The organism is Lentzea miocenica (assembly GCF_033949945.1).
GTDB classification, from domain to species: Bacteria; Actinomycetota; Actinomycetes; order Mycobacteriales; family Pseudonocardiaceae; genus Lentzea; species Lentzea miocenica.
Map to the genome: position 1 here is coordinate 1 of NZ_JAXAVW010000033.1, position 24,793 is coordinate 24,793.

21 protein-coding genes and 1 pseudogene are annotated in these 24,793 nt (G+C 69.7%); 13 read left to right on the plus strand and 9 right to left on the minus strand.

What is annotated here, in order from left to right; translation table 11 throughout:
* Both SK803_RS33950 and SK803_RS33955 read right to left on the minus strand, forming a co-directional pair.
* Positions 1-1,590, minus strand: a 1,590-nt coding sequence (locus SK803_RS33950) for a PEP/pyruvate-binding domain-containing protein (protein ID WP_319970272.1), incomplete at its 3' end; no start/stop codon positions are given.
* The gene (locus SK803_RS33955) at positions 1,587-2,582 is read right to left on the minus strand and encodes an Acg family FMN-binding oxidoreductase (protein ID WP_319970273.1); all 996 of its coding nucleotides are present in this window, start codon (positions 2,580-2,582) and stop codon (positions 1,587-1,589) included. The genes SK803_RS33955 and SK803_RS33950, both read right to left, overlap by 4 nt.
* Before the next feature lie 188 nt (positions 2,583-2,770).
* Between SK803_RS33955 and SK803_RS33960 the strand changes: the two genes are divergently transcribed.
* Genes SK803_RS33960 through SK803_RS33970 form a run of 3 tightly spaced genes read left to right on the plus strand, consistent with a single transcriptional unit; the run spans position 2,771 to position 4,297 of the window.
* Positions 2,771-3,457: a CBS domain-containing protein gene (locus tag SK803_RS33960; RefSeq protein ID WP_319970274.1), complete on the plus strand. Its 687-nt coding sequence runs from the start codon at positions 2,771-2,773 to the stop codon at positions 3,455-3,457.
* 13 nt (positions 3,458-3,470) lie between these two features.
* Positions 3,471-4,082 (plus strand): CBS domain-containing protein, encoded by a 612-nt coding sequence (locus tag SK803_RS33965; RefSeq protein WP_319970275.1) that lies wholly within the window; start codon positions 3,471-3,473, stop codon positions 4,080-4,082.
* 2 nt (positions 4,083-4,084) lie between these two features.
* Positions 4,085-4,297, plus strand: coding sequence for a PLDc N-terminal domain-containing protein (locus SK803_RS33970; protein WP_319970276.1), 213 nt, complete (start codon positions 4,085-4,087; stop codon positions 4,295-4,297).
* Positions 4,298-4,345: 48 nt separating this feature from the next.
* Here the strand turns inward: SK803_RS33970 and SK803_RS33975 are convergent, their stop codons facing one another.
* Entirely contained in the window at positions 4,346-5,383 is a 1,038-nt protein-coding gene (locus SK803_RS33975) for a zinc-dependent alcohol dehydrogenase family protein (protein WP_319970277.1), read from the minus strand.
* 189 nt (positions 5,384-5,572) lie between these two features.
* On the opposite strand from SK803_RS33975, the gene SK803_RS33980 reads away from it, so the two are divergent.
* The 10 genes and pseudogenes from SK803_RS33980 to SK803_RS34025 form a co-directional block, all read left to right on the plus strand.
* Positions 5,573-6,943, plus strand: coding sequence for an APC family permease (locus SK803_RS33980; protein ID WP_319970278.1), 1,371 nt, complete (start codon positions 5,573-5,575; stop codon positions 6,941-6,943).
* Complete coding sequence (locus SK803_RS33985) at positions 6,940-8,184, plus strand: arginine deiminase (protein ID WP_319970279.1); 1,245 nt, start codon at positions 6,940-6,942, stop codon at positions 8,182-8,184. Before SK803_RS33980 ends, SK803_RS33985 begins: the two co-directional genes overlap by 4 nt.
* A gap of 13 nt (positions 8,185-8,197) precedes the next feature.
* Positions 8,198-9,190 (plus strand): ornithine carbamoyltransferase, encoded by a 993-nt coding sequence (gene argF / locus SK803_RS33990; RefSeq protein WP_319970280.1) that lies wholly within the window; start codon positions 8,198-8,200, stop codon positions 9,188-9,190.
* Positions 9,190-10,101, plus strand: a complete 912-nt coding sequence (gene arcC, locus SK803_RS33995) for a carbamate kinase (RefSeq protein ID WP_319970281.1) — start codon at positions 9,190-9,192, stop codon at positions 10,099-10,101. The genes argF and arcC overlap by 1 nt, the downstream gene beginning before the upstream one ends.
* A 280-nt stretch (positions 10,102-10,381) precedes the next feature.
* Positions 10,382-11,155 (plus strand): tetratricopeptide repeat protein, encoded by a 774-nt coding sequence (locus SK803_RS34000; RefSeq protein ID WP_319970282.1) that lies wholly within the window; start codon positions 10,382-10,384, stop codon positions 11,153-11,155.
* Positions 11,152-11,847, plus strand: a complete 696-nt coding sequence (locus SK803_RS34005; protein WP_319970364.1) for an FAD-binding protein — start codon at positions 11,152-11,154, stop codon at positions 11,845-11,847. Before SK803_RS34000 ends, SK803_RS34005 begins: the two co-directional genes overlap by 4 nt.
* 18 nt (positions 11,848-11,865) lie before the next feature.
* Positions 11,866-12,102 carry a hypothetical protein gene (locus tag SK803_RS34010; RefSeq protein ID WP_319970283.1) on the plus strand — a complete coding sequence of 79 codons (237 nt, stop codon included), beginning with the start codon at positions 11,866-11,868 and terminating at the stop codon, positions 12,100-12,102.
* 25 nt (positions 12,103-12,127) lie between these two features.
* Positions 12,128-12,511 (plus strand): hypothetical protein, encoded by a 384-nt coding sequence (locus SK803_RS34015; RefSeq protein ID WP_319970365.1) that lies wholly within the window; start codon positions 12,128-12,130, stop codon positions 12,509-12,511.
* Between the two features lie 137 nt (positions 12,512-12,648).
* Entirely contained in the window at positions 12,649-13,527 is an 879-nt protein-coding gene (locus SK803_RS34020) for an ArsR/SmtB family transcription factor (protein WP_319970284.1), read from the plus strand.
* A 681-nt stretch (positions 13,528-14,208) separates the two neighbouring features.
* Positions 14,209-14,583: pseudogene (locus tag SK803_RS34025) on the plus strand (BTAD domain-containing putative transcriptional regulator); the annotation flags it as partial.
* Positions 14,584-14,730: 147 nt separating this feature from the next.
* Here SK803_RS34025 and SK803_RS34030 read toward each other — a convergent pair.
* Genes SK803_RS34030 through SK803_RS34055 form a run of 6 tightly spaced genes read right to left on the minus strand, consistent with a single transcriptional unit; the run spans position 14,731 to position 24,742 of the window.
* Positions 14,731-16,536, minus strand: a complete 1,806-nt coding sequence (locus SK803_RS34030) for a hypothetical protein (protein ID WP_319970285.1) — start codon at positions 16,534-16,536, stop codon at positions 14,731-14,733.
* Positions 16,533-17,636, minus strand: a complete 1,104-nt coding sequence (locus SK803_RS34035; protein WP_319970286.1) for a VWA domain-containing protein — start codon at positions 17,634-17,636, stop codon at positions 16,533-16,535. The genes SK803_RS34030 and SK803_RS34035 overlap by 4 nt, the downstream gene beginning before the upstream one ends.
* Positions 17,633-19,834 carry a DUF5682 family protein gene (locus SK803_RS34040; protein WP_319970287.1) on the minus strand — a complete coding sequence of 734 codons (2,202 nt, stop codon included), beginning with the start codon at positions 19,832-19,834 and terminating at the stop codon, positions 17,633-17,635. The genes SK803_RS34035 and SK803_RS34040 overlap by 4 nt, the downstream gene beginning before the upstream one ends.
* Positions 19,834-20,067, minus strand: a complete 234-nt coding sequence (locus tag SK803_RS34045) for a hypothetical protein (protein ID WP_319970288.1) — start codon at positions 20,065-20,067, stop codon at positions 19,834-19,836. Before SK803_RS34045 ends, SK803_RS34040 begins: the two co-directional genes overlap by 1 nt.
* A complete protein-coding gene (locus tag SK803_RS34050; protein ID WP_319970289.1) occupies positions 20,064-20,903 on the minus strand; it encodes an ATP-binding protein in 840 nt (279 codons plus the stop codon). The genes SK803_RS34045 and SK803_RS34050 overlap by 4 nt, the downstream gene beginning before the upstream one ends.
* A complete protein-coding gene (locus SK803_RS34055) occupies positions 20,900-24,742 on the minus strand; it encodes a WGR and DUF4132 domain-containing protein (RefSeq protein WP_319970290.1) in 3,843 nt (1,280 codons plus the stop codon). Before SK803_RS34055 ends, SK803_RS34050 begins: the two co-directional genes overlap by 4 nt.
* Positions 24,743-24,793 lie beyond the last annotated feature (51 nt).

The window sequence follows — 24,793 nt, forward strand, 5'->3', positions numbered from 1 at the left end:
CCGGTAGACGACCGGACGTGGCGCGAACGCGTGGGTGATCTGCAGCAGTGCGCGTGTCATCGCGTTCAGGAAGTCCTCGGTGCCGTGCTGGGCGAGGAACCGGCGTGGGTGCTCGGCACCGAGGGCCTCGGTGAGCATGAACTCCGCGCGCAGCAGTCCGACGCCGTCAACGGGCATCGCGGCCACCTCGGCGGCGTGCTCGGGCAGCGCCAGATTCACGTAGACCCGAGTGCCCAGTGCTTCGGTGGACGGCATGGCGGGTGCGACGATCCGTGGTGCGGTGGTGATCGGCGCCGAACCGGCGCGGACCTCTCCGGCGCTGCCGTCGACGGTGACCTGCTGGCCTTCCTTCAACACCGTGGTCGCCGAACCGGTGCCGACCACGCACGGCACACGCAGCTCGCGCGCCACGATGGCGGCGTGGCACGTGATGCCACCGCCATCGGTGACCACGGCGGACGCCCGGCGCATCGTCGGCACCCAGTCGGGGTTGGTCATCTCGGCGACCAGCACCTCGCCGTCGCGCAACCGTGAGCCTTCATCGGGCGAACTCAAGACCCGTACGCGTCCGGATGCGATGCCAGGGGAGGCGGCCAGCCCCGCGACCAGCGGGCCGTCCGACAGCGAGACGGCGTCCGGGAGTGTGGTGATCGGCCGTGACTGCACCAGCCACGTCTTGCCGTCGGCGATCGCCCACTCGGTGTCCTGCGGTTCGCCGTAGTGCCGCTGCACACGCATTCCCAGCTGACCGATCGCGATGGCCTCGGCCTCGGTGAGGACCTGCGCGTGGGATTCCTCCGCCGTGAGGTCGATGCGCTGGTCGGCTCCGTCCGGCCCACGCACGATCTTGTGGGTCTTGCGGCCGACCCGAGTGTCCACAACGGACACTGCTTCGCCGTTGCGGCGCAGGATGTAGGTGTCGGGCTCGACCGAGCCGCTCACCACCACCTCGCCCAGTCCGAACGACGCCTCGACGACAATCCGGTCGCGGTCGCCGTTGGACGGGTCGGCGGTGAACATGACGCCGGAGCGTTCGGAGTTCACCATCTTCTGCACCACCACGGCGATCGCGGGCTCGTCGATGATGCCCTGTTCGGCGCGGTACGCGACCGAGCGGGTGCCGAACAACGACACCCAGCAGTCCAGCAGCCGGTCGAGCAGGGTGTGCGCGCCTCGGGTGTTGGTGAACGTGCTGTTCATCCCCGCGAACGACGCACCGGCGGTGTCCTCCGAGGTGGCCGAGGACCGCACGGCTACGGACTCGACATCGCCGAGGTCGCGGTAGGCCTGCAGCACCGCGTGCCGGACCTCGTCGGACACTCCGGCTTTGCGCACCAGGTCCCGCATCCGCTCGGCGGACTCCGCGAGCCGGTCGGGCGTGGTCGAACGGTCGAGCGCGATCGCGAGCTCAGTGGCGAGGTCGTCGCGGACCTGGCTCACCGACGTGAGAAATGCTTCAGAGGTCACCACGAAGCCGGGTGGCACCGGTAGTCCCGCACCGGTGCATTCGCCGAGGTTCGCGCCTTTCCCGCCGGCGATCGCCGTGTCGTTCTTGCCGAGCGTGGTGAAGTCGCGGATGTAGGTGCTCACGGCTGCTCCTGACGGGTGAGAACGTCGATGACGGGACGGCGCGGGGTCGCGGGCAGCGGATCGGCGTTGAACCCGGCCCAGCCGACCCGGATCACCAGCTGCGGACAGGTCGAGCCGCCCAGAACGTGGTCGCGCACGAGTTCCCTGGTCTCGACGACTTCCAGCGGCTGGCTCAGCGGGCAGGACGCGAGTCCCGCCGACGTGGCTTCCAGCAGGACGGCGCTCGTCGCTTCACCCGCGCGCAGTCGAGACAGCTCGTCGTCGGACGAGGTGCTGAGCACGATCAGCGATCCCGCGTCCTCACTGAGCAGGAGGTGGTCGGTTTGTGCGAGCTCGCCCGGTGCGAAGTCACGCATCCGAAGGTTTCCGTACTGCCGTGAGCCCGCGGGGATGTTCGCCGCGGGCACACCCGCCGAGGCACCGGGGTAGACACCGCTCCATTCACGGATCTCGGCCCGGTACTCCGGATCGTGCTCCTGCGCGGCAGCGGCCCTGGAGATTGTCATGAGCAGTTCGTCACGTGCACGGCCCACCACCTCCTGCGCCTCGACGCCTTCCGCCAGTGCACGGGACACGAGCTGCGCGGTGATGCCCTGGGGTACGGCCCAGGACGAGAACGCGCGGCGATCCGTTCGCCTGCGCGGAATCGCCGCCGCGAGAGCAACGTGCGACGCGGTGGGTTCACCCGCCTGGAACTCGATCGCCGCGAGGTGGTCGGGTTGTCCGGCATTCGGCAGGCGGTGGACGACTGCCCGCCACCCGAGTGCCGCCAGTCCCACGCGCAGGTGGTGCAACGCGGCCCCGCAGCTGATGACCAGGTCGGCGCCCAGCGGGTCCACCGCGGGCAGGTTGCGCGTGCGATCGGCGTACAGGTGCAGGCTGTGCTGACCGAGTTCCCAGCGCCAGGGCTGGGAGTTGTGCACCGACGGTGCACGGCAGGCGAGCGCCACCGCAGCCCGCAGCGTGTTCTCGTCCGGCTGACCGCGGTTCATCCGGGTTCACCTCCAGGTCTGAGTTCCACGCTCAAACCTCGCAGCGTCAACGGGTGTGGGTGAGGGGCCTAGGTCCCCTGCGAACCGGGACCGCTGTCCCGCACGGTGGCGCCTTTGGCACGTGTCCGGCTGCTGCGCACGCGACAACGCTGGACCACACGTGAACGAACGGATCGCCGGAGGGTGTCATGCGTGAACCGACTGTTTCCTCGCTGATGACGCGTGAGGTGATCAGCGCGGACATCGAGAGCTCGTTCAAGGAGCTCGTGCAACTGCTGGAGGACAACAAGATCAGCGCTTTGCCCGTGCTCGACGGCGGTTACCCCGTGGGTGTCGTGTCGGAAGCCGACCTGGTACCGAAGGAGGAGTTCCGCGGCGGTACCGGGGAAGCACCCGGTTTGTTCGCCGGACGTGCGACCAAGCACCGCTGGGAACAGGCCACTGGGCTGACCGCCAAGGACGTGATGACCAGCCCGGTCAGGAGCGTCTCGCCGGACACCACGGCCAGCTCGGCCGCCAGGGAACTCGCCGAGGCCGGCGTCCGCAGGCTCTTCGTCATGGACGGCGACGGCGCCCTCGTCGGTGTGCTGTCCCGGCGTGACCTGCTGAAGCTCTACCTGCGTGAAGACGACGAGCTGAGGACGACCATCCGTGACGAGATCTTCGGCCGCACGCTGTGGACCGACCCGGACACGATCGACGTCGAGGTGACAGACGGCGTCGTGACGTTGCAGGGACAGCTCGAACGCCAGAGCGAGATCGACATCGCCGACCACCTCGTGCGCGCGCTGCCGGGTGTCGTGGACGTGCACAACGGGTTGCGACCGGAGTGGAACGACACCACGCACCCACGCCAGACCGAGATCTTCGGCTGAAGGAGAGCTACCGATGAGGACCCGAGACGTGATGACGACCGACGTGGTGGTGGTCAGCCCGGACACGGACGCCCGTGAGGCCGCCCGGCTGCTGGCTGAACGCGGCTTCACCGCGCTGCCCGTGGTCGACGCCGCAGGAACGTTCGTCGGCGTCGTGAGTGAGGCCGAACTGCTGCGCGACCGGCTGCCGCAGGACCCCCGTTGGCTGGTGCACGGCGAACCGGCCGTTTCCCGGCACGCACCAGGAGACGTGGTGGCTCAGGTGATGACGAAGCCGACGGTGACTGCCACGCCGAACACCGACCTGGCAGAGGTCGCCGACCTGATGCTCGCGCATGGCGTGCGCAGCGTCCCGGTCGTGCACGAAGGCCATCTCGCCGGCATCGTGACCCGGCGGGACATGCTCCGCTCCATCAGCCGCGCGGACTCGATCATCGAGGCGGAGATCCGCCACCGCCTCGCCGTGATCGGCGCCGCACACCGATGGCAGGTCGAGGTGAGCGGCGGCAAAGTGTCCATCGTGGACGAGATGAACGACCCAGCTGACAGGCACGTGGCCGAGGTGCTGGCCCGCGCGGTCGCCGGCGTGACCGACGTGCACATCACCGCACCCGAACGGATCTGATCATGGCCAGGCGCTGGAGCGACCTCACGGAAGCGCAACGGAAGACCTTCGTCGCGATGGGCGTCGTGCAGGTCGCGCTCGCCGGTGCGGCGTGGACGGACCTGGCTTTGCGGCCCCGCGAGTTCGTGCGCGGACGCAAAGCCTGGTGGGCATTGGCGATCCTGGTGAATTTCGCCGGACCGCTCGCCTACTTCCGCTGGGGGAGAAGGACATAGGCACACGAGAAAGGCGCCGGGTTCGTCCCGGCGCCTTTCGTTTCGTTCTCAGGCCTGCAGAACCACCTTCAGCGCACCGGTGTCACCAGCGTTCTCGAACACCTCGTACGCCTCCGCCATCTGATCGAGCGTGAACCGGTGCGTGATGAACCGTTCCCCGTCGATCCGGCCGGCTGCCACCATGCGCAGCAGCGTCGGCGTGGACACCGTGTCCACGAGTCCCGTGGTGATGGTGACGTTGCGGATCCACAGGTTCTCCAGGTGCAGCGTCGCCGGCTTGCCGTGCACACCGACATTCGCCACGTGCCCGCCCGGCCGCACCAGCTTCGCGCACAGCTCGAAGGTCTCCGGTACTCCAACCGCCTCGATCGCCACGTGTGCACCGAGCCCACCGGTCAGCTCGCCTATGACCCGTTCCGCTTCCTCCGCGGTGGCGACCGTGACGTCGGCGCCGAACTGCTTGGCCGCGTCGAGACGTGACGGTGCCAGGTCCACCACGACGATGTGACTCGGGCTGTAGAGCTGGGCGGTCTGGATCGCCGCGAGACCGATCGGCCCGGCACCGACGATCACCACGGTGTCCGCGGGCTTCACCGCGCCGTTGAGCACACCGACCTCGTAGGCGGTGGGCAGGATGTCCGCGAGCACCACAGCCGCGGTGTCGGAGACGTCGGCGGGCAGCAGGTGCGTTGACGTGTCGGCGAAAGGCACTCGCACGTACTCGGCCTGTACGCCGTCGACCAGGTGCCCGAGGATCCAGCCCCCGCCACCGAGGCACTGCCCGTAACTCCCCGTGCGGCAGTACGAGCAGCGTCCGCAGGTGGTGATGCAGGAGATCAGCACACGGTCGCCGGGTTTCAGTCCGGTGACCGACGCGCCGACCTGCTCGACCACACCGACCGCCTCGTGGCCGAGGATGCGGCCGGGCTCCACCTCGGGCACATCACCTTTGAGGATGTGCAGGTCGGTGCCGCAGATCGTGACCGCGGTGACGCGCACGATCGCGTCGGCCGGGTCCTTGATCTCGGGCTTGGGCACGTCCTTCCACTCGCGCTTGCCAGGTCCTCCGTAGACCAGCGCTTTCATCAGTGCCTCCTCAGAAGTCGTCTTCCTCGAAGGCTTCTCGCGTACTGATCCGGTGCGCAGAGACAGGGGTCCCGCGTGGGCGGGGACCTTGTGCCCAGCACCGACGAGACCTGGGCACGTGGGACAACAGCCTGTCGCGGCGCAGTCTGCTCACAGCGAAAGAGTCCAAATCGGAGTGAGGAGTTCGCCGTGAGCACTGACGTTGCGGGACCGGAGGCCGCTACTCGGCCCGATCCGGGCAGTCAGTCACGCCCGTCCAGATTCGGTCTGCCCACCGCGACCGCGCTGGTGGTCGGATCCGTGATCGGAACCGGCGTGTTCGGTCTGCCGACCGCACTCGCGGCGTTCGGACCGGTCAGCCTCGTGGCGTTCGTCCTCGTGTCGATCGGCGCGCTGGCACTCGCGCTGACGTTCGGCGCGCTGGCGAAGCGGATCAGCGGTTCCGGCGGCCCGTACGTGTACGCCAGGGAGGCGTTCGGGGAATTCGCCGGATTCCTCAACGCCTGGTGCTACTGGATCACCGCCTGGGCGGGCAACGCGGCGATCGTCGTGGCGCTGGTCGGCTACGTCGAGGTGTTCGTGAACACCGAGCACCAGGTCGGCTGGTCCATCGTCATCGCGTTGGCGGGCCTGTGGATTCCGGCTCTGGTCAACCTGTCCGGGCTGCGGAACATGGCCGTCACGCAGATCGTCTTCACCGTGCTGAAGATCGTGCCGCTGCTGTTCATGGCCACCGTCGGCCTGGTCTTCGTGAAGTCGGCGAACTTCGGCCCGTTCAACGCCAGCGGCACCTCGATCGGTGGCGCCATCTCCGCCGCGGCCGCGATCGCCCTCTTCAGCTTCATCGGCATCGAGACCGCGTCGGTGGCCGCCGGCCGCGTGCGCGACCCCGAGCGCAACGTCGGACGGGCCACCGTGTTCGGCACGATCGGCTGCGCGGTCATCTACGTCCTCGGCACGCTCACCGTCTTCGGCACCGTCCCGAACGCCACGCTGCGCGAGACCTCAGCGCCGTTCACCGACGCTGCCAACGCCATCTTCGGCGGGCAGTGGGCGGGCCAGGCCGTGGCGATCGCCGCCGTGGTGTCCGGCATCGGCTGCCTCGTCGGCTGGACGCTGATCGTCGGCGAGATGCCGATGGCCGCGGCGAAGGACAAGCTGTTCCCGAAAGCGTTCCTGCGCACCCGCCGCGACATCCCGAGCTTCGGCATCATCAGCTCCACCGTGCTCGCCTCGCTGCTCGTGGTCGTCAGCTACACCAACTTCGAGCAGGTCTTCACGACGCTCGTGCTGTTGTCGGTGTTCACCGCCGTCGTCCCGTATCTGTTCAGCGCCGCCGCGCAGCTGTACTGGCTGCTGGTGCGCGGCCGCAAGGCCGAGTGGCCGCATCTCGTGCGCGACTGCACCGTCTCGGTGCTGGCGCTGGTGTTCGCCTTCTGGGCACTGGCCGGCAGCGGCTACCAGGCCGTCTACTACGGCGTCATCTGCCTGCTGCTGGGCGTGCCGCTCTACATCTGGCTCAAGGCAGGTCAGCGTGAGTACGGCGGGGTGAAGTCGTGAACCTCGGCGTGGGATCGGAAGTCGGCACGCTGCGCCAGGTCGTCGTGCACCGGCCAGGACTCGAACTGAGCAGGCTCACCCCGCGCAACTGCGACGAGCTGCTGTTCGACGACGTGCTGTGGGCTTCGAAGGCCCAGGAGGAGCACGACGTGTTCGCCTCGGTGTTGCGTGACCACGGGATCACGGTGCACCACACCGGCACGCTCCTCGCCGAGACGCTGGAGTTGCCGGAGGCGCGAGCGTTCGTGCTGGACCGAGTGTGCACACCAGAGCTCCTCGGGCCGACGCTCGTCGGCACTGTGCGCGAGTTCGCGGAGAAGGTGGACGCTCCGATGCTCGCTGAGCTTCTGGTCGGCGGCGTGACCCGAGCCGACCTGTCTCCGCTCGGCGTGCCCAGCCTGCGCTGGAACAGCCTCGGGCTGGACGACTTCGTGCTCCCGCCGCTGCCGAACACCCTGTTCCCGCGTGACAGCTCCGCATGGATCTACGGCGGCGTCACCATCAACCCGATGGCGAAAGCAGCACGCCGCCGTGAATCCCTGCACTGCCAAGCGATCTACCGGTTCCACCCGATGTTCGCCGACGCGATGTTCCCGATCTACTACGGCGCCGACGACGCCAACCACCAGCCCGCCACGCTGGAAGGCGGCGACATCCTCGTCCTCGGCCGCGGCACCGTGCTGATCGGCATGGGGGAGCGAACCACCCCGATGGGCGTGGAAATCCTGGCGCGCGAACTGTTCCGCACCGGCCAGGCTGATTCCGTTATCGCCGTGCAGCTGCCCCGCTCGCACGCTCTCATGCACCTCGACACGGTCATGACGATGCTCGACCTGAACACGTTCATCCGTTACCCAGGCCTCGACCCCGAGACGCTCAAGACATGGGTGATCACCCCAGCTGACACGGAAGAGGTCGTCGAGCGCAGCTCGGCCGGCCTGCGCGTGCAGGAGCGGACTTCGGTGTTCGCCACCATCACTGACCAGCTCAGCATCGATCGACTGCGCGTGTTGTGCGCGGACGAGGACGCCCGCGCCGCCGAACGCGAACAGTGGGACGACGCCAACAACTTCCTCGCCCTCGCACCCGGAGTCGTCGTCGGCTACGAGCGCAACACCGTCACCAACACCATGCTCGCCGACCACGGCATCGAGGTCATCTCCATCCCCGGCAACGAACTCGGCCGCGGCCGGGGCGGCGCCCGCTGCATGACCTGTCCGATCCAGCGCGACGGCATCTGAAAGGATTTCTTCGATGCGACACCCCGGCTCTCTGCTCAAGGAACTCGACCTCACCAAGGAGAAGTTCCTCGACCTCGTCTCCCAAGCCCGCGGACTGAAGCGCGCCAAGGCATCCCACACCGAACACCCGCTGCTGAAGGGCAAGAACATCGCCCTCGTCTTCGAAAAGAGCTCCACCCGCACCCGCTGCGCCTTCGAGGTCGCCGCCCACGACCAGGGCGCCCACGTCACCTACCTCGACCCGACCGGCTCCCACATGGGCCGCGAGGAGTCCATCCCGGACACCGCCAAGGTCCTCGGCCGCATGTTCGACGCCATCGAGTTCCGCGGCTTCGCCCAGGACACCGTCGAGGAACTCGCCGAGCACGCCGGCGTGCCCGTGTGGAACGGCCTCACCGACTCCTGGCACCCCACGCAGATGCTCGCCGACGTCCTCACCATGACCGAGAACTTCAACGGCCAGGTCGAGGACATCAGCTTCGCCTTCGTCGGCGACGGCCACAACAACGTCGCCCGCTCGCTGCTCATCACCGGCGCCCTGCTCGGCATGGACGTGCGCATCGCCGCACCCACCGCGTTGCACCCGCCCGCCGACGTGATCGCCAAGGCCCTCGAGCTGGCCGCGGCGAGCGGCGCCCGCGTGCTCGTCACCGACGACCCCGAACAGGCCGTCGCCGGCACCGACTTCATCTACACCGACGTCTGGGTCAGCATGGGCGACTCACCCGAGGCCTGGGACACCCGCGTGCCCCTGCTGACGCCCTACCGCGTCACCGCCGAACTGATGAAAGCCACCGGCAAGCCCACCACGAAGTTCCTGCACTGCCTGCCATCCATCCACGACCGCACCACGCAGGTCGGCCGCCGCGTCCACGACCAGTACGGCCTCGACGGCGCCGAAGTCACCGACGAGGTCTTCTCCTCACCCGCCTCGGTCGTCTTCGACCAGGCCGAGAACCGCCTCCACACCATCAAGGCGGTCATCGTCGCCGGACTGGCCTCCTGATGCGCATCGTCGTCGCACTCGGAGGCAACGCCCTGCTCGTGCGCGGCGAACGCGCCGACGCCTCCGTCCAGCTCCACCACGTCGAAGCAGCGGCACGAGCACTCGCGCCGCTCGCCGCCGAACACGAACTGGTCGTGTGCCACGGAAACGGCCCCCAGATCGGCCTGCTCGCACTCGAAAGCGAGGCCGACCCGTCGTTGAGTCGCCCGTACCCGCTCGACACCCTCGGCGCCGAAACCCAGGGCATGATCGGCTACTGGCTCGCCCAGTCGCTGCGCAACGCGGGCGTCCGCAAACCGGTCCTCGCCGTCATCACCCAGACCGTCGTCGACGCCGCGGATCCTGCGTTCGCCGCGCCGACCAAGTTCATCGGTCCGATCTACGACCGCGCCCAGGCCGACCAGTTGGCCGCACAGAACGGCTGGACCATGGCCGCGGACGGCCGGCACTGGCGGCGCGTCGTGCCCTCACCCGAGCCGCTCCGGCTGGTCGAACAGGAGTCCATCGAGCAGCTCGTGAGCGGCGGAACGATCGTGGTCTGCGCCGGAGGGGGAGGAGCGCCTGTCGTCGACAACGGGCAACTGCACGGCGTCGAAGCGGTCGTCGACAAGGACCTCACCTCAGCTGAGCTCGCGATCGCGCTCAAAGCCGACCGCCTGCTCCTGCTGACCGACGTGTCCGCCGTGATGACTGACTTCGGCCTGCCTGACGCTGAACCGCTGCACACCCTCTCCGTGGAAGAACTCGAGCACCTGACATTCCCCGCCGGCTCGATGGGGCCGAAGATCGAGGCTTGCCGCCGGTTCGTGCGGGCGACAGGATCGATAGCGGCTATTGGTGCGCTTACGGACGCGGGCGCACTTCTCGTGGGCGGCGCCGGCACGGCAATCATCCCGAAGCCCATAGCGTGATGAGTCTGTACGTGCCGTCCGCGTGGCGTTCGAAGTAGCCGGTGTGTCACCAGATTGCCGTGGCGGTGCTCCGAAGGAACACAGCGCAGGTGTGGTCAGCCCAACCGGCGGCACGCCTTGCAAACATCATCGGGACGCGATCGCGAGGATGGATCGCCGCGCTGGACGGCATCGCGTAGGGAGTTGCTGTCCGTCGGCTCGTGCTTGACCGACCACTCGGATCAAGTGTGCTTCGCGTGATCACAACGTTGCCACTCGAGCGCGCCGGTCAGAGGCGTGGGTGCTGGAGACGCTCGGCGACGCGGGCATCGTCGAGTTGAAGGCGGGGTCGTCGGCCGGCCTGTACCGGCAGGCGATGCAGATCAGGACCGAGCTGGGCGATCTCAACGGTGTTGCCGCATGCCAAGCGGGACTCGGCAGAGCTTGCTACCAGCTCGACGACCTCGGCGCGGCCATCACGCACCTCGAGGCCGCTCGTCGGCTGAGCACGGAGGCCCACGACCAGTGGGAGTTCGCAGTGGCGTCCGCGCACTTGGCATCTGTGCTCGCGGCCTCGGGCGATGCTGTCGGTGCGCGGTCTCTGCTCACGGAGGTGCAGGCGATCTTCGACGACGCCGAGGACCTGATGTCCTCTGGGTGCACCTCGACGCTGCTGGCAGGTCTGGCCGAATCCGGTGGCGAGCGCGAGGTTGCTCTTCATCACCTGGAGAAGGCGTTGCGCACCTTCAACGAGGTCGCTGACGTCTGGAGCCAGGCCCACATCCACAGGCGCGTCGGTGACCTGCACGCCGCCCACTGGTCGTGGTCCGCGGCCGCCGAACTGCTCAGCGGAAACACCGAGCCGACCGCAGCTGGGTTGCGGGAACAGCTGATCGAGAACCTCAAGGAGGACGTCTGGTGCACCAGGCGCTCAGCACCATGCCCGCGCTCACCGGAAGTCTGGACATCGATGAGAACGCGCTCGCGTGGGCCGCGCACGACTACGGCGACACCGTTCACCACCTTCCGACAGCCGTGCTGCGGCCTGCCGACGCGGCCGACATCAGCACGGTGATCAAGCATGCCGCCGAGCACGACCTCGCCGTCGTCCCACGCGGACAAGGCCACTCCACCAGCGGCCAATCTCAAGCACCTGGCGGAGTCGTCATCGACATGACTGCCCTCGCCGCGGTCCACGAGGTCGGACCAGACCGGGTGGTGGTCGACGCGGGCGCGAAGTGGAGTGACGTGATGCGCGCGACCCTGCCGCACGGGCTGACCCCGCCAGTGCTCACCGACTACCTCGAACTGACCGTCGGCGGCACCCTGTCCGTCGGCGGCCTGGGCGGGGCCAGCCATCACTACGGCGCACAAACCGACAACGTTCTCTCGCTCGACGTCGTCACCCCTACCGGCGATGTCGTGACGTGCTCGCCGAGTTCGAACCGCGCCGTGTTCGATGCCGTTCGCGCGGGCCGGGGACGCAACGGCGTGATCGCCCGCGTCACCCTGAGGCTCGTCCAAGCTCCTGAAACCGTTGCCTGGCACAAACTCCACTACGACACCATCGGCCAGCTCGTTGCCGACCAGCTCCAACTGGTGACCACTGGAGAGTTCGATTACGTGGAGGGGCAACTCAAGATCCGTGAAGGTGAACACGTCGCTGAACTGGAGGCCGTCGCGTTCACCGGAACGAGCAGCGGATCAGGTGATCTCAGCGGCATGTCCTTTCGCGAAGCCGAAACCCAGGATGTGAGTCGATCGTGACCGATCCACTGTCGCGCGGTGAAGATGGGCCCGCTGCCACCGAGGATCGGTTGGTCGACAAACGGCTGGATGCTCATCGGCAGTTACGCGGTGGGCGCCGCGGCGACGGGACTCGTCGAAGCCTGTCTGATGCTGATCACGCCCCTGCGGTTCGCTGCTGTGGCTGCCGGGCCGATCGGCTGGGCGGCCTTCGCGGTCGGTACGGCGGTGAGCTTCGGCGTCGGCCAACTCATCGAACACCATTGGAGCGACTGACCAGCTCCGCAGGGGAGGTCGGCCGATCGCGTGGTCTGTCGATCCGGGTCACTCGCGGCACAGTTCGCTCACCGCTGTCGTCACGTCCGCCAAGACGTCCGGCCGGTGGACCCGCGCGCACATCCGGGCCACGTTCGAACCGGCCGGCCTGTGGTCTCACCCGTCTGTCGTAACGGCGCTGCTCGGCGTTCCGGAACTGCAGCAGCGGATGGACGTCGCCGCGACCCGCTGGCGGCAGCAAACCGATTCCGACGGGTTGCATCCGCAGCGTGCCGACCTCATTTCCCGTGCACTCGATGGAGTGACGCTCGCGGATCTGCTGTGGCGTGACCAGGAGACGCCGGAAGAACGCGCGCAGACCCGTGACCTGCTGCTGAAGCTCACCGAGCAGGCAGGGCTGCTCGTCTGAGTTTGTCCACTGAACGTTGTCAAGTGGAACAGCGCTGACACCGGACAACGAGTTCTGCGTACCGTCGGAAGTGGTTGCACTCCGGGGGGAAGCAAATGCCGATCGTGTTGTCCGAACCCGCGCCCAAAGGTCGCGGGTTGACCATTCTCTTCGAGTTGGAAGATCTGGCCCGCACCCGGTTCGCGCCGGCGCCGCTGCCGATGTACGAGCTCGTGTTCACCGTGCACAGCGGTACCTGGGACCGCATGCTGCTGCCGCAGATCCGCCCGCTCGCCGAGCTGGTCCGGCCGGGCCGGTTCATCCCCGACTTCTTCAACTCCGCGCGCCCCGACTTCGACGAGGCCGTGCGCCAGGTGCTCGACGTGCCCTCGAACCGGGTGCGCGACCAGATCGCGAGCATGCTGGGCACGACGTCGCCGTGGCTGCGGTCGTTCGCCGCCGGCACCCCGACCTCCCGCCAGGACCTGCGGTCGGCGTTCAACTCGGGCTTCCGCGATCTGCTGCGAAACAACTGGCCTGAGACCCGCCAGGGGTTCGACGCCGAGGTGCGGCTGCGGTCGTCGCAGGCCGTGACGCGCGGGCTGGGTGACCTGCTCGGCAACCTGCACCCGTCGATCTCGTGGACCTCACCCGCGCTGCACGTCGAACTGGGCTGGGACACCGAGATCTCGCTGCGCGGCTCGGGGATGCTCATCGTGCCGGTGCTGAACGGCCTGACCCGCCCCGCGGTGTCGATGTTCGCTGAACCGCAGCCGCTGCTCTTCTACCCGGTCGCCACGCCCCAGCCGAGCGGCGCCAGCCTCGAACTGGCCCTCGGGCGCACCCGGACGCTGGTGCTGCGGGCGCTGACCTCCGAACGCACCACCACCGAACTCGCCAAGCACGTGGGCATCAGCCTGCCGACGGCGTCGCAGCACGCGACCGCCCTGCGCACCGCGGGATTCGTCTCCACCCACCGCAACGGCAGGTCGGTCCGCCACCGCCTGACCAGACGCGGCTGGGAACTGCTGAACTGAGTCTGGGAGGCCCGCATGACCGCGATGCCGCGGTACCGCACCGACCCGAGTCCCCGCGCGCTGGCCACCCGGCTGCGCGCCCTGCGCACCGCCCAGGTGCCCGTCGCCTGCGGTGTCTACGCGGGCCTTTCCGCTCCCCGCCCTGCCTCCGCGTTGCACGCGCGGATCACTCATGCGATGGCCTCGGCGTTCGTGGTGGGCGCGTCGGCGGGGGTGCCGCGCTTCGAACCCCCGCCGTCCGCTCAGCTGCGGCTGCTCACGGCGGCGAGCTGGGGCCGGCTCGACGGTGTCGGCGCCGACATGACGACGTTCCCCGTCGACCTGGCCTCCGAACTGTGGTGGCGGGTGCACGAACGCTCGCTCGGCTCGTTGCGCACGGCCGAACGCCGCGTCGCCTGCGATCTGTTGCTGCGCCTGGGATATCCGCAACGCGCGGCCTCGGTGATCGGGCTGTCGGTGATCGACCCGCGCAAGCACGTGCTCTCACCCGAACTCGCGATGGAGCAGCTCGCCGTGCTGCGGTGCCACCTGCCGGCGTCCGCGGTGGAGTCGATGGCGTTGCGCGGGGCCAGGTCAGGGCTTCCCGCCGGGACCCGGCGCGACCTGGCGTTGTTCGTCGTGTTCCGCAACGCCGCCCGCGGTGCCGACTCCACGTCGATGCAGGCCGCCGCGGCGCTCGCGATGAAGGCGTCGTCGGAACTGCCGTCGTCCGGGTTCGCCGGGGCGCTCCAACATGCGCGGCTGCACCGGGCGATCGCCGCCGTTCCCTTTGTGCGCCGCGACATCGCGGAGACACACCGGTTGCTCGGGCGTGCCTTGGACGGGCTGATCTCGATCCCGCCGCCTTCCGCCGAGATCGACCGGCTGGCGTGGGCCGACGAGGCCTACGCGCTGCACTGCTTCCTCGTGCAGACCCATCTGACCATCGGCCTGGGACAGCGCGCGGTCGGGTACGCCGGGGAACTGGTCGAGCTCAGCCCCGGTGACGACCGGACGTGGGCCCTGCTCGGCGACGCGCTGGTCGCGTCCGGCCGGCTGGAGGACGCCCTGGACGCCTACGGCCGTGGGATTGCACTAGGTGGTTGTGGTGTGGCGCGTGCTGCCTACCTCCGCGGGTTCGTGCTGGAAAAGCTCGGGCGGGTGGCCGAGGCCGCCGAGGACTACGTGCTGTCGCAACGTGTCGATCCGACCTCCTCGGTGGTGTCAGCGGGCATCGGCGGTCACCAGCAACCGGAGGTGGGCGCCCAGCCAGGTGGCCGAGGCCGGGGCGTCGGCGAACGCGGTGACCTGGGCCGCCGCCGTGCGCAGGCCCGTGCGGTGCAGGTGCGCGCCGACCTCGCGCGTGCGGGCGAGCAGGCTGTTCGACAGGTGGTCCAGGCCTCGATGCGCGGCCTCGGCTAACACCGACAGCGCGCTGTCGACCGCCGCGCTCAGCGGGTCGGTCGCGGTGAAGCCCGGTGGCAGCGGTTGCGGGGACGTGTCCGTCGCCAGGTCCAGCACCACGACTCCGGCCGCGGTGTGCACGGCCAGAGGTTCCACGACGAGCGTGCCGCGGTGCCGGCGGACGGCGCCGGTGATCGTGGTCGGGTTGGCGCGCAACGCTTGTGCCAGCGCGTCGAGCGCGTTCGGCGCCACCGCACGGTGGGCGGCGTCGAGGACGCACGTGGTGCCGGTGGTGTCGTGCAACGTGGCGGTGAGGCGTTGCGCGGCGGGGTCGTAGGCCACATCGGACACCTCGGCGACGCGGACCGCGCGCACCAGTTCGGCCTCGACCCTCGCGCGCACCTGGCGTGGCGGTAGCTCGGCCAGCCTTGCTGCCGCGGCCTCGTAGTCGTCGATCACCAGCGCCTGCGGCAGGTGGTCCCACGCCGTGCCGACCGGGGTGAGCGAGGTCTTGGCGACCCTGCTGGCCTTGAGCGTCACCGCGCGGCTCGCGCTTCGGGTCGCCGACTCGGAGACGACGTTCGACGCGGCGAGGCGCTGGCCGGTGCGCAGGGGAGTGTCCCGCTGCACCAGGACCACGTCACCGGACGCGAAGTAGACGTCGGCCGTGGTGGTGGTGCGCAGCCGGGCGCCCAACGCGGTGAGGCGAACGCGTTTGAGCGGTGTTTCCGCGGGTTCGTCGGGGCCGAGGACCTCGGCCCGCGCACCGGTCGCGGTGGTGCGCGCGTGCAGTTCGGTCAACAGCGCGGCGAACTGTTCCGCCTCGTAGTCGGCGCTGCGCTTGCGATACGCGGTCAGCTGGGCGAGCAGATCGGTGATCACCGCGGCCGGCCAGTGCAGGCGCTGCGCGGTCAGGTCGCGGTGCAGGCGCTGCCAGGCCACGTCCAGCACTTCGCTCGCGTTCGTGGCGCCGTCGAGCAGGAACTGGTCCAGCAGATCGGTGACCGCGGACAGATCCGTCGCGGTGGTGGGAGATCCGCCCACGTCCACGGTGTCGGTGCCGTGCGCGTCGGCCTCGCGGAACGCCCACACCGCCAGTGCGGTCGCCTCGTCCTTGTTGACCGCGTCGGTGTGGACGTAGGACAGGTCGCCGGGCACGAGGAACGTCACCGTGCAGGTGGGGAGTTCCGCCTGGGCGGTCTGGTCTTCCGCGGTCGGGCGGCGGAGCTTGGCGCGGTAGCCGGCCTGCGACGCTCTGCGGGCGCGGCGCAGTGTCCGTTCGCCCATCAACACCGTCAGCTCGTCGTCGGTCACGGCTCCCGGCGACCAGAGTTCGGCCGGTGCGGTGGCCTCCTGAGTGCGTTGGTAGGCAAGGACGACCGCGATGCGGTGCCGGCACACGCCCGCCGCGCCGCAGCTGCACCCCGCCGCGTCGAGCGTGGTGTTCGGGGGCAGTGTGGTCGTGGTGCCGTCCGGGAACTTGCCCTGAACGGCACCGGCCGGGTCGGTGTCGAGCACCGGCACGACACCCGCGTCGAGCTCCTTCACGGCGCGCTTCACCAGCCCGCGGTTGGCCAGCGCCGCGAGCGCGTCCGGGGTGAGGGCCAGCAGATCGGGTCTGGTCACCTGAGCTTCTCCGCAACGAATTCCGCGAGCTGGCCGGGGGTCATCGCGCCGACGTGGGCGCCCGCGTTCGCCAGGCGCTGGCCCAGGACCTTGTCGTAGTCCGGGTTCGCCTCCTCGTCGAGCGCCGCCAGGCAAAGGACGTGGGTGCCCAGTTCGCACAGGCCCTTCACCGTGCGGACCAGGTGTTCCGCGTTGCCGCCCTCGTAGAAGTCGCTGATGATCGCGACGATCGAGCGGCGCGGGCTGTCGACGAGCCCGGCCCCGTACGCCACCGCCTTGGCGATGTCCGTGCCGCCACCGAGCTGCACCTTCATCAGCAGCTCGACCGGGTCGGTCACGTCGGAGGTCAGGTCCACCACGTTGGTGTCGAAGGCGATGAGGTGCGTCCGCAGGCCCGGCAGGCCCCACAGGCAGGCCGCGGTGACCGCCGAGTGGATCACCGAGCTGGTCATCGACCCCGACTGGTCCACCAGCAGCACGACCTGCCACTGCTCGACGTGCCGTTTGGTGCGCGAGACGAACTTCGGGTGCTCGATCGCGAGCTTGCGCTCCTCCGGCTGGTAGCGCTGGAGGTTCGCCTTGATCGTGGCGCGGAAGTCGAAGTTGCGCGAGTTCTTGTGAATGCTCGGCCGGCGCGACCTCGTGCCGCTGAACGCCGTGCGCACCTCGGTCTTGAGCTTCTCCATCAGCTGCTTCACCACCGCCTCGACGATCTTGCGCGCCATCGCGAGCACGGCGGGGTTCATCAGGTGCTTGGTCCGCAGCACCGCGCGCAGCAGGGCGGGGTTCGGCTCGATCCGTTGCAGCACATCGGGATCCGTGACGATGTCGGTGATCTCGTACCGCTCGACGGCGTCGCGCTCGAGTCGTTCGATCGTCTCCCGCGGGAAGAGGTTGTGCACCTCGTCCAGCCAGTCGACCGTCTGCAGCACCGAGTCCTCGCTGCCACCCTTGCGCACACCGCGTTCGGCCAGCTCCGGGTCGCGCCCGTAGAGCCACTGCAGCGCGGCGTCCCTGCGTGCCGCCTCGCCCTGCAGGCCGCCGGTGCAGCGGGAGGCGGGTTCGCCGAGGATCAGTCGCCAGCGTTCCAGGTCCGTCATGCCAGCCCGCCCTTGGTGAGCAGCGCGTCGACGCGTCGTTCGACGGCCATCGCCTCCGCCACGATCATCGGATCGGTGGTGATCCGGGTGAGGTTCTTCGCGTTGCCCTCGACACCGCGGTGGTCGAGCACGGTGGCCGCGATGGTCTCCCGTTCCCTGGGCGGGAAGTAGCTGAAGGCGAGCCGCAACGCGGGCAACGCCACCAGGAACTCGTCCTCGGTCATCGCGCTGACCAGCTCGTCGAGCACCCCGACCAGCTCAGGGCTCGCCAGGACCTCTTCCCGCGCCACCGCGAACAACCCGGCGAGCCAGTCGCCGAGCGCCTCGATGCCGCGGACCTTCCGCACGTCCGGCTGGGTGCCGAGCGTCCAGGCGAGCCCGAGCGCGGCACCTCGCAGATCGGGTGGGGCCTGCGCGTCGTTGCTGACGCGGGTCGCCACGCCGGTGACGTCCACTGTGTCCAGTGCCAGCGCGGACTTCGCGTGCAGCACCGCGTCCCTGGTGGCGGCCATCGCCTTGAGCCGCTGTGGATCGGCCGGTGCCGGACCGCCGTGCAGTCCCTCGATCAGCCACAGCACCCTGGTGGTGCCCGCGTCGATCACCGCGCCCAGCAACGGGTCCTTCTTCGTGCCGAACAACCTGTCGTGCCGCCACAGCCCGAGCACTCCGCTCAGCACGTGACCGAGCGCCGCGAGATCGCCCGTCTCCCGGACGCCCTCGTTGAGGGACTCCTTGACCCGGCCGGACAACGTCGAGATCCCGCACAGCACCGCGTCGAACAGAATCCCGGCGAGCTGGTCCAGCTGGGCCTGCCGCGACCGGCGTTCCAGCGCCACGCCGGCCGCTTCCTCCAGCGTGGCACCGTTCTCGGCCGCCTCGATCAACGCGGCCAGCCGTTCCTCGCCCGGCCGGAGCACCCACTGCTCGTCCAGCTGCGGCTGCGCGCCCTCCGACGGCCCGCTGGTGCGCTCGAAGCCGGGAATCCGCAGCACCCGCAACCGATGCAGGATCCTGCTGCGCTCCAACGCCTCCGCGTCCGTGAGGTCGAGCGCGATCTTGCCCTCCTGATCGAGCCCGTGCGCCCGCAGCAGCTCCTGCACCGCGTTGACCAGCGGCGGCGCCGGCGTGTCCGGGTGCAGCCGCCCGACCTTGTCGCCGCGCAACGCCCCGATCATCTCGATCAGCGCCGGATGCGCGCCGGGCTGCAGCGTGCCGCGCCGCGTCCACGGCGGTGGCTGCGTGAGGTCCTCGGAGATCAACGCGCTGGTCAGTCCGTCCAGCACGTCCGTGCGCGCCAGGTGCTCATGCCCGCGCAACCGCGCCAGCGCACCGGCCTGGGTGTGCGCCGCGATCAGGTCCGCCGTCGACACCGGCTGCTGCCTCCTGCGCAGCCTCGTGGCGACCGACTCGATCAGCCAGTCCGCCGCACGTTGTGCCCCGTTCTCCCAGACCTGCTGGTAGTAGCCGGGCGACGGCATGCCCGACTGGTACCCGGTGAAGGCGTCCAGCCGCGCGTGCGAGTACGGCACGAGATAGCTGGCGCCCCGGTCGCGTTCCGGCACCTCCGGCCAGTCGTTGCCGCCGTTGAGCTTGGCCTTGAGCGCGGGCGTGTGGAAGCCACCGGTGACGACGACGACCGGCTTGTCACCCGCGTGTTTCAGCGCCGCCCGCACCCAGCTCGCCATGTACTCCTCGCGAGCCGAGTCGCCGTCGTCCGCCGTTGCCGTGCCGCGCAGCAGGTCGAAGTACTCGTCCATGCCCTTCGGGGTCTCTTCGCACTCGAAGAGGTGGTCCCACAGCACATCGACGTTGTCGACCGCGAACTCGGCACACAACCGCTCGACCACCTCGGCGTACCGCAACTCCGCGTCGGCATAGCGGTTGCTGACGTCCCGGAACGCCTCGTGCCACGCGGGCAGGTCGATGAACCTGACCTCCGCCCCGCACCTGCGCGCCTCGGTGATCGCCACCCACTCCGGCGAGTAGTCGCAGAACGGCGACCACGACGCGTGCTGGTCCGAGTAGCTGAACAACGCCACCGGCAACTCGTGGCCCAGCAACAACTCGTCGACGCGCTCGTTGAAGTCGGCAGGCCCCTCGATGAGCACGTACGCGGGCTGATGGGTCTGGATGGCGTTGGCGACCAGCCGGGCACAGGCGGGACTGTGGTGCCGGACGCCGACGAACACGGCCCCCATCAGCCGGGCAGCAGGTGCCGAGCCTGGTGCAGCTCCTGCCACTGCTTCCCCTTGCGGCGCGGCGCGTGCTGCTCCAGATACCGGCGCAGCCGCGCCAGGTCCTCCGCGTTGTCCTTGGCCGCCGTGCCCGCCAGGCACTCGACGACGTCCGCGGCTGTCCCTGCCTCACCGCGCAGGAACCAGCCCCGAAGCCCCACCGCGTGCGCCACCGACACGGCCTCGGCCGTGCTCATGACGGTGGTGGCCGGTCGTTGCCCTCCCGCAGGTCGCGGAAGGTCTTGACCAGCACCTCCAGCACGTCCCGCTTCGGCGCGAGCTCGACCCCGGAGCGTTCCAGCAGCTTCGCGGCCTCCTGCTCGACCAGCGCGAGCTCGGTGTGGAAGTCCGCGATCGGGAACACCGTCTCGAAGTTGAACCGCCGCTTCAACGCGGCACTCATCTCGTTGACGCCCCGGTCCCGCGTGTTCGCCGTGGCGATCACGTTGAACCCGTCCCGCGCGAACACCATGCCGTCCGGCCCGTTCAGCTCCCCGATCGCCATCACGCGGTCGGACAGCATCGAGAGCATGCAGTCCTGCACCTCCAGCGGACAGCGCGTGATCTCCTCGAACCGCACGATCTTGCCCTCGGCCATGCCCCGCAACATCGGCGCCGGCACGAGCGACCGCGGCGATGGTCCCTCCGCCACCAGCAACGCGTAGTTCCACGAGTACTTGATCTGGTCCTCGGTGGTCGCCGCACCACCCTGGATCGTGAGCGTCGACTCGCCGCAGACCGCCGCCGCGATCAGCTCCGACAGCAACGACTTGGCCGTGCCGGGCTCGCCGACGAGCATCAGGCCGCGGCTGGTCGCCAGTGTGACCAACGCTCTGTCCACAAGCGACGGATCACCGACGAACTTCTTGGTGATACCGCGCTTCTCGTCGCCGACGACGAACTTGCGCGCGGCATCGAGGCTCAACGCCCAGCCCGGCGGCTTGGGCGCACTGTCCGCCTCGCGCAGCCGGGCGAGCTCGTCGGCGTAGCGCACCTCGGCCGGTGGGCGCTGCATCGTCTGGGTGCTGGTCATGACCGCAGGGACTCCAGTTCGGAAAGGAGCTCGGAGATGGTGATCGGATCGACGTCGAAAGTGCCCGGCGCGTCCTTCGGCGCGGACCACGCACCGTAGCCGTTGGGCGAGAACCACACGTCGGTGAAGCTGACTTCGGGGAAGACGTCGACGGCACCGACGGCGATCCCGGGGTCGAGGCGGGCGACGAGAGCACCGCCGCCGGGGAACGGCCGGGTGATCCAGCACTCGACGCCGGCGTCCTGGGGTTCGCCGCGGACCCAGCCCTTCTTGGTGAGGCCGAGGATCTTGCCGATCGGGTGGGCGACGTCGCAGTACTTCTTCAGGTGGGGGAGGAGATCGTCCGCGGACGCCACGACGTGGACCGGGCGGCCCAGCTGCGGGAACGGCTGGAGGATCTCGTAGTCGGCGAACACCTCACCCCACGCCGCCGCCGCACTGCCACTGCCACCGGCCGCGCCGCCGCCACCGCCACCGGCCGCGCCGCCGCCAACACCACCGCCAACACCACCGTCACCGGCCGCGCCGCCGCCACCGCCGCCTCCGGCCGCGCCACCGCCAACACCACCGTCACCAGCCGCGCCGCCGCCACCGCCGCCTCCGGCCGCGCCACCGCCAGCACTACCGCCACCGGCGGCGCCACCGCCACCGCCAGCGCCGCCGCCTCCGGCCGCGCCAGCGCCACCGCCTCCGGCCGCGCCGCCGCCAGCACTACCGTCACCGGCCGCGCCACCGCCAGCACCGCCGTCACCGGCCGCGCCGCCGCCAGCGCCCATGCCGTCCTGCAGGTCCACGGCGTGGGCCACGCGGACCGTCGCGTCGGCGGGCAGCGTGAACTCGTCGTCGGCCGAGTCGGCCAGGGTGCGGTCCTCGGCCAGGCGGAAAGACCTGCCCTCGTCGGTGATCCAGACCAGGCGGCGGACCACGTGCCAGAGCAACGGGTGTGCGGCCAGCACGGTCTGGAACTCCCCTGCCGTCCAGGTGCGCTGGTCGACCATGGCCCGTTCGAGGCGCTGGATCTGGTCGGACGCGATCGTGCGGACGTCCTTCTTCAGCGCCATGAACCGCTTGTGCTCCAGCGGGGCGAGCTCCTGGTCGTCCTTGGCTCCCGGCTTCGGGAGGTCCTTGCGGCGCTTGCCGTCCGGGTCGAGGACGAACGGCTTCAGCTGCTCGTCGAAGCCGACGGTGAACTGCCGGCTGCCGTAGTCGATCACCAGGGTCGCGGCGTCGTCGAGGCCGAGGCGCGGCACCAGGCGGTCGGACAGCTGGTCGCGGCTCAGGCCCAGTTCGGCGGCGATCTGCGAGACCTTCTCCTGGGCGCGGGTCTTGAGGCCCTTGAACGACACCTTCTCCGCGATGCTGTTCAGGTGGGACAGCGCCACCTCGGTGCCGATGTCCGCGAGCACGTCCAGGCCGGTGACGGCCCTGGCGTGCTGGCTCTCGCCCGGCCAGTTGCGGATCACCGGGGACAGCGCGCGGACCGTGTCGTCGTTGCCGAACCAGCCGAGTGCGGACAGCGCCCAGCCTTCCTTCGACGGGCCGCCCGCCTTCTGCCACTGCTCGCAAACGGCCCACGCGAACGTCGCCAGCGAGTCCGGATCGAGCGCCTCGCGGGCGATCGGCAGGCCGGCGTAGAGGTCGCCGGGCTTGGACAGCGCGGCGGTCATGAGCAGGTGGCTCGCGGCCTCGGGGGACAGCGCGTGCTTGCGGTCGCTGAGCAGGACCTGGGGCAGCAGGCGGGTGTCGGCCCACTCGCCGATCACCGGGAGCTTCGCGGGCAGCACGTCGACCGGGTCGACGGACAGCACGACGTCGATCGCGGCTGCCGCGCCGCAGTCCTGGGCGATCGCGGCCACGTCCACGCCGAGGCTCCGCAGGTGGCGCAGTGCCGTCTCGGCGTTGCGGCGGGGGATGCCGGGCTTGCCGGCGGCGGCGGGGATGAGCAGGCGGGCGGCCTGGTCGCGATGGCGGGCCAGCCATTCGGCACCCCAGCGCCTCGGCTGCTTGGTCCGCGCGAACCAGTCCGCCATCACCGCGGCCACCTCGGGGGTGGCGAAGGGCAGCAGCACCACGCCGGTGCCGCCGGGGCTGGACTGGACGTGCCGCAGGAGGGCGGGTGCCGCGTCGACGCCGAACCGGGCGGCGATGTTCTTGCCCCACTCCTCGACGCCGTGGCTGTAGTTCGGCTGCCAGTCCGCGAGCAGGTGCCGCACCTCGTCCACGGGCGCGAGGAGGAACAGGTCGTTGTCGTAGTAGCCGACGATGCCCGCGTTGTACTCCGCGAGCAGCTTCTTCCAGTCGTGGTGGTCCTGCACCCATTCGGCGCCCGACGCCAGCCACTGCTCGTGCTCGCCCGCCTGCCACCGCACGGACGCCTCCGGCACCGGCAGATCCGTGAGCACGACGGGCTTCGCCGGTGGGCGGCGGTTCAGCCACGGTGGCGAGGCCAGCAACGACGGCAGCTGGTCCGCGGTGGCTTCCGGCGCGGTCTGCGCTCCGGTCTCGGCGAGCACCGCGGCCGCCTCGGCCGGCACTTCGAGACCCGGATTCGACATCAGGTGGGCGCTCAGCAGCCGTCGGACGTCCTCGCTCGACGACACCCGCTCCGCCAGCAGCCGGGCGGCCCGCGCCGGGAACGCGGCCATCGCGGACAGCACCGCCGGCCGCACGTACTTCGTCTCCAGCCGGTCGAGCAGGATGGTGAACGCCTCGTCGGTGGGCAGCGCCGCCAGTACCTTCAGCACCTGCTTGCGGCCGTCCGCGCGCTGGTAGGCCATGTCGGTGTCGAGATCTTCCGCGAGCAACGGCGCGATGGCGGGCCCCAGCACGTAAAGCGCCGTGTACAGCAGGAATGCCTGCTGGGTCAGCGACTGGCCGGCGTTGTCGTAGTCCTCGTAGCTGCTGGCGCTGCACGGCAGCAGCCACCACCGGCTGCCCGTGTACGACTGCTTGCACGCCTCGGCGAACCAGTCGGCCCGCGAGGGCACCAGGTACGACCGCAGCTCCTTCACGGTGGCCGTTGGTTTCATCTCCTCCAGCGCTGCTTCCGCGGCCTCGAGCGCGGTGCTGTCGGCGACCGCGAGCGCGTATCGGACGGCGGTGAGCATCTGGCCTTCGGGCTCGTTGACCGACGTCTGGTAGCCGTAGCGCCGGGTCTGCAGCCGGATGTCGGTGTACTTCCCCCGCCGCTCGTCCCACTGCTCGGAGAAGGTCACGCCCATGAACTCGACGACCGCGCTCGCGGCGAACGCCACGCCGTGATCGGCGATCCAGGCGTGCACCGACTGGAGGCCGGACGCCGTGATGGCCGCGATCGCCGCGGCGCCAACAGGATTCGGCTGTCCGGCGAGGTGCTCCCTGGCCGCGCTCACCAGCTCCGCCTTGGAGCCCTTGGTGGTCAGCGCGCGCTCGATCGCCTCGGCCTGCTCGGCCACGTGCCGGCGCGCCTCCGCCGCCTTCGCGGTGTCCACCGAGAACTCCGGTGCCGGGTCGAACCCGCGCTGCCGCACCACGTCTCTCAACCACGCTCTGGGCATGACCCAGGTGTCCTCGTCGACGACAACGGGTTCCGCGGTGGCGGGGACGGCCGCGGTTACTTCGGCGACGGAAGCGGTTTCCGGCAGTCCGGCGGCGACGCCGACCGCGACGTAACCCTTCTTCTCCTTCTCCGCCACCAGTTTCGCGGCGTGCGCCTCGGCCGCCTCCGGGGATGCGAGCTCCTTGAGCTGGGTCTGACCGGCCGTCTCCAGCCGTCCGAACCGGACGGTCACGGAGGCGCCGTCCTGCCCGATCTCCCAGAACTTCGCCGAGCCACCCGAGACGAGTTCCCACCTGCGCACTGCCGTACCCCCTGGGTCAGAAAACGGAGTCGATGTCCACGGACGTTACCC

What these genes read in the sequence shown, in the direction of transcription:
- SK803_RS33955 (WP_319970273.1), bottom strand. Translation starts at nt 2,582, where the DNA reads ATGAACCGCGGTCAGCCGGACGAGAACACGCTGCGGGCTGCGGTGGCG.
- SK803_RS33960 (WP_319970274.1), top strand. Translation starts at nt 2,771, where the DNA reads ATGCGTGAACCGACTGTTTCCTCGCTGATGACGCGTGAGGTGATCAGC.
- SK803_RS33965 (WP_319970275.1), top strand. Translation starts at nt 3,471, where the DNA reads ATGAGGACCCGAGACGTGATGACGACCGACGTGGTGGTGGTCAGCCCG.
- SK803_RS33970 (WP_319970276.1), top strand. Translation starts at nt 4,085, where the DNA reads ATGGCCAGGCGCTGGAGCGACCTCACGGAAGCGCAACGGAAGACCTTC.
- SK803_RS33975 (WP_319970277.1), bottom strand. Translation starts at nt 5,383, where the DNA reads ATGAAAGCGCTGGTCTACGGAGGACCTGGCAAGCGCGAGTGGAAGGAC.
- argF (WP_319970280.1), top strand. Translation starts at nt 8,198, where the DNA reads ATGCGACACCCCGGCTCTCTGCTCAAGGAACTCGACCTCACCAAGGAG.
- arcC (WP_319970281.1), top strand. Translation starts at nt 9,190, where the DNA reads ATGCGCATCGTCGTCGCACTCGGAGGCAACGCCCTGCTCGTGCGCGGC.
- SK803_RS34035 (WP_319970286.1), bottom strand. Translation starts at nt 17,636, where the DNA reads ATGACGGACCTGGAACGCTGGCGACTGATCCTCGGCGAACCCGCCTCC.
- SK803_RS34040 (WP_319970287.1), bottom strand. Translation starts at nt 19,834, where the DNA reads ATGGGGGCCGTGTTCGTCGGCGTCCGGCACCACAGTCCCGCCTGTGCC.
- SK803_RS34045 (WP_319970288.1), bottom strand. Translation starts at nt 20,067, where the DNA reads ATGAGCACGGCCGAGGCCGTGTCGGTGGCGCACGCGGTGGGGCTTCGG.
- SK803_RS34050 (WP_319970289.1), bottom strand. Translation starts at nt 20,903, where the DNA reads ATGACCAGCACCCAGACGATGCAGCGCCCACCGGCCGAGGTGCGCTAC.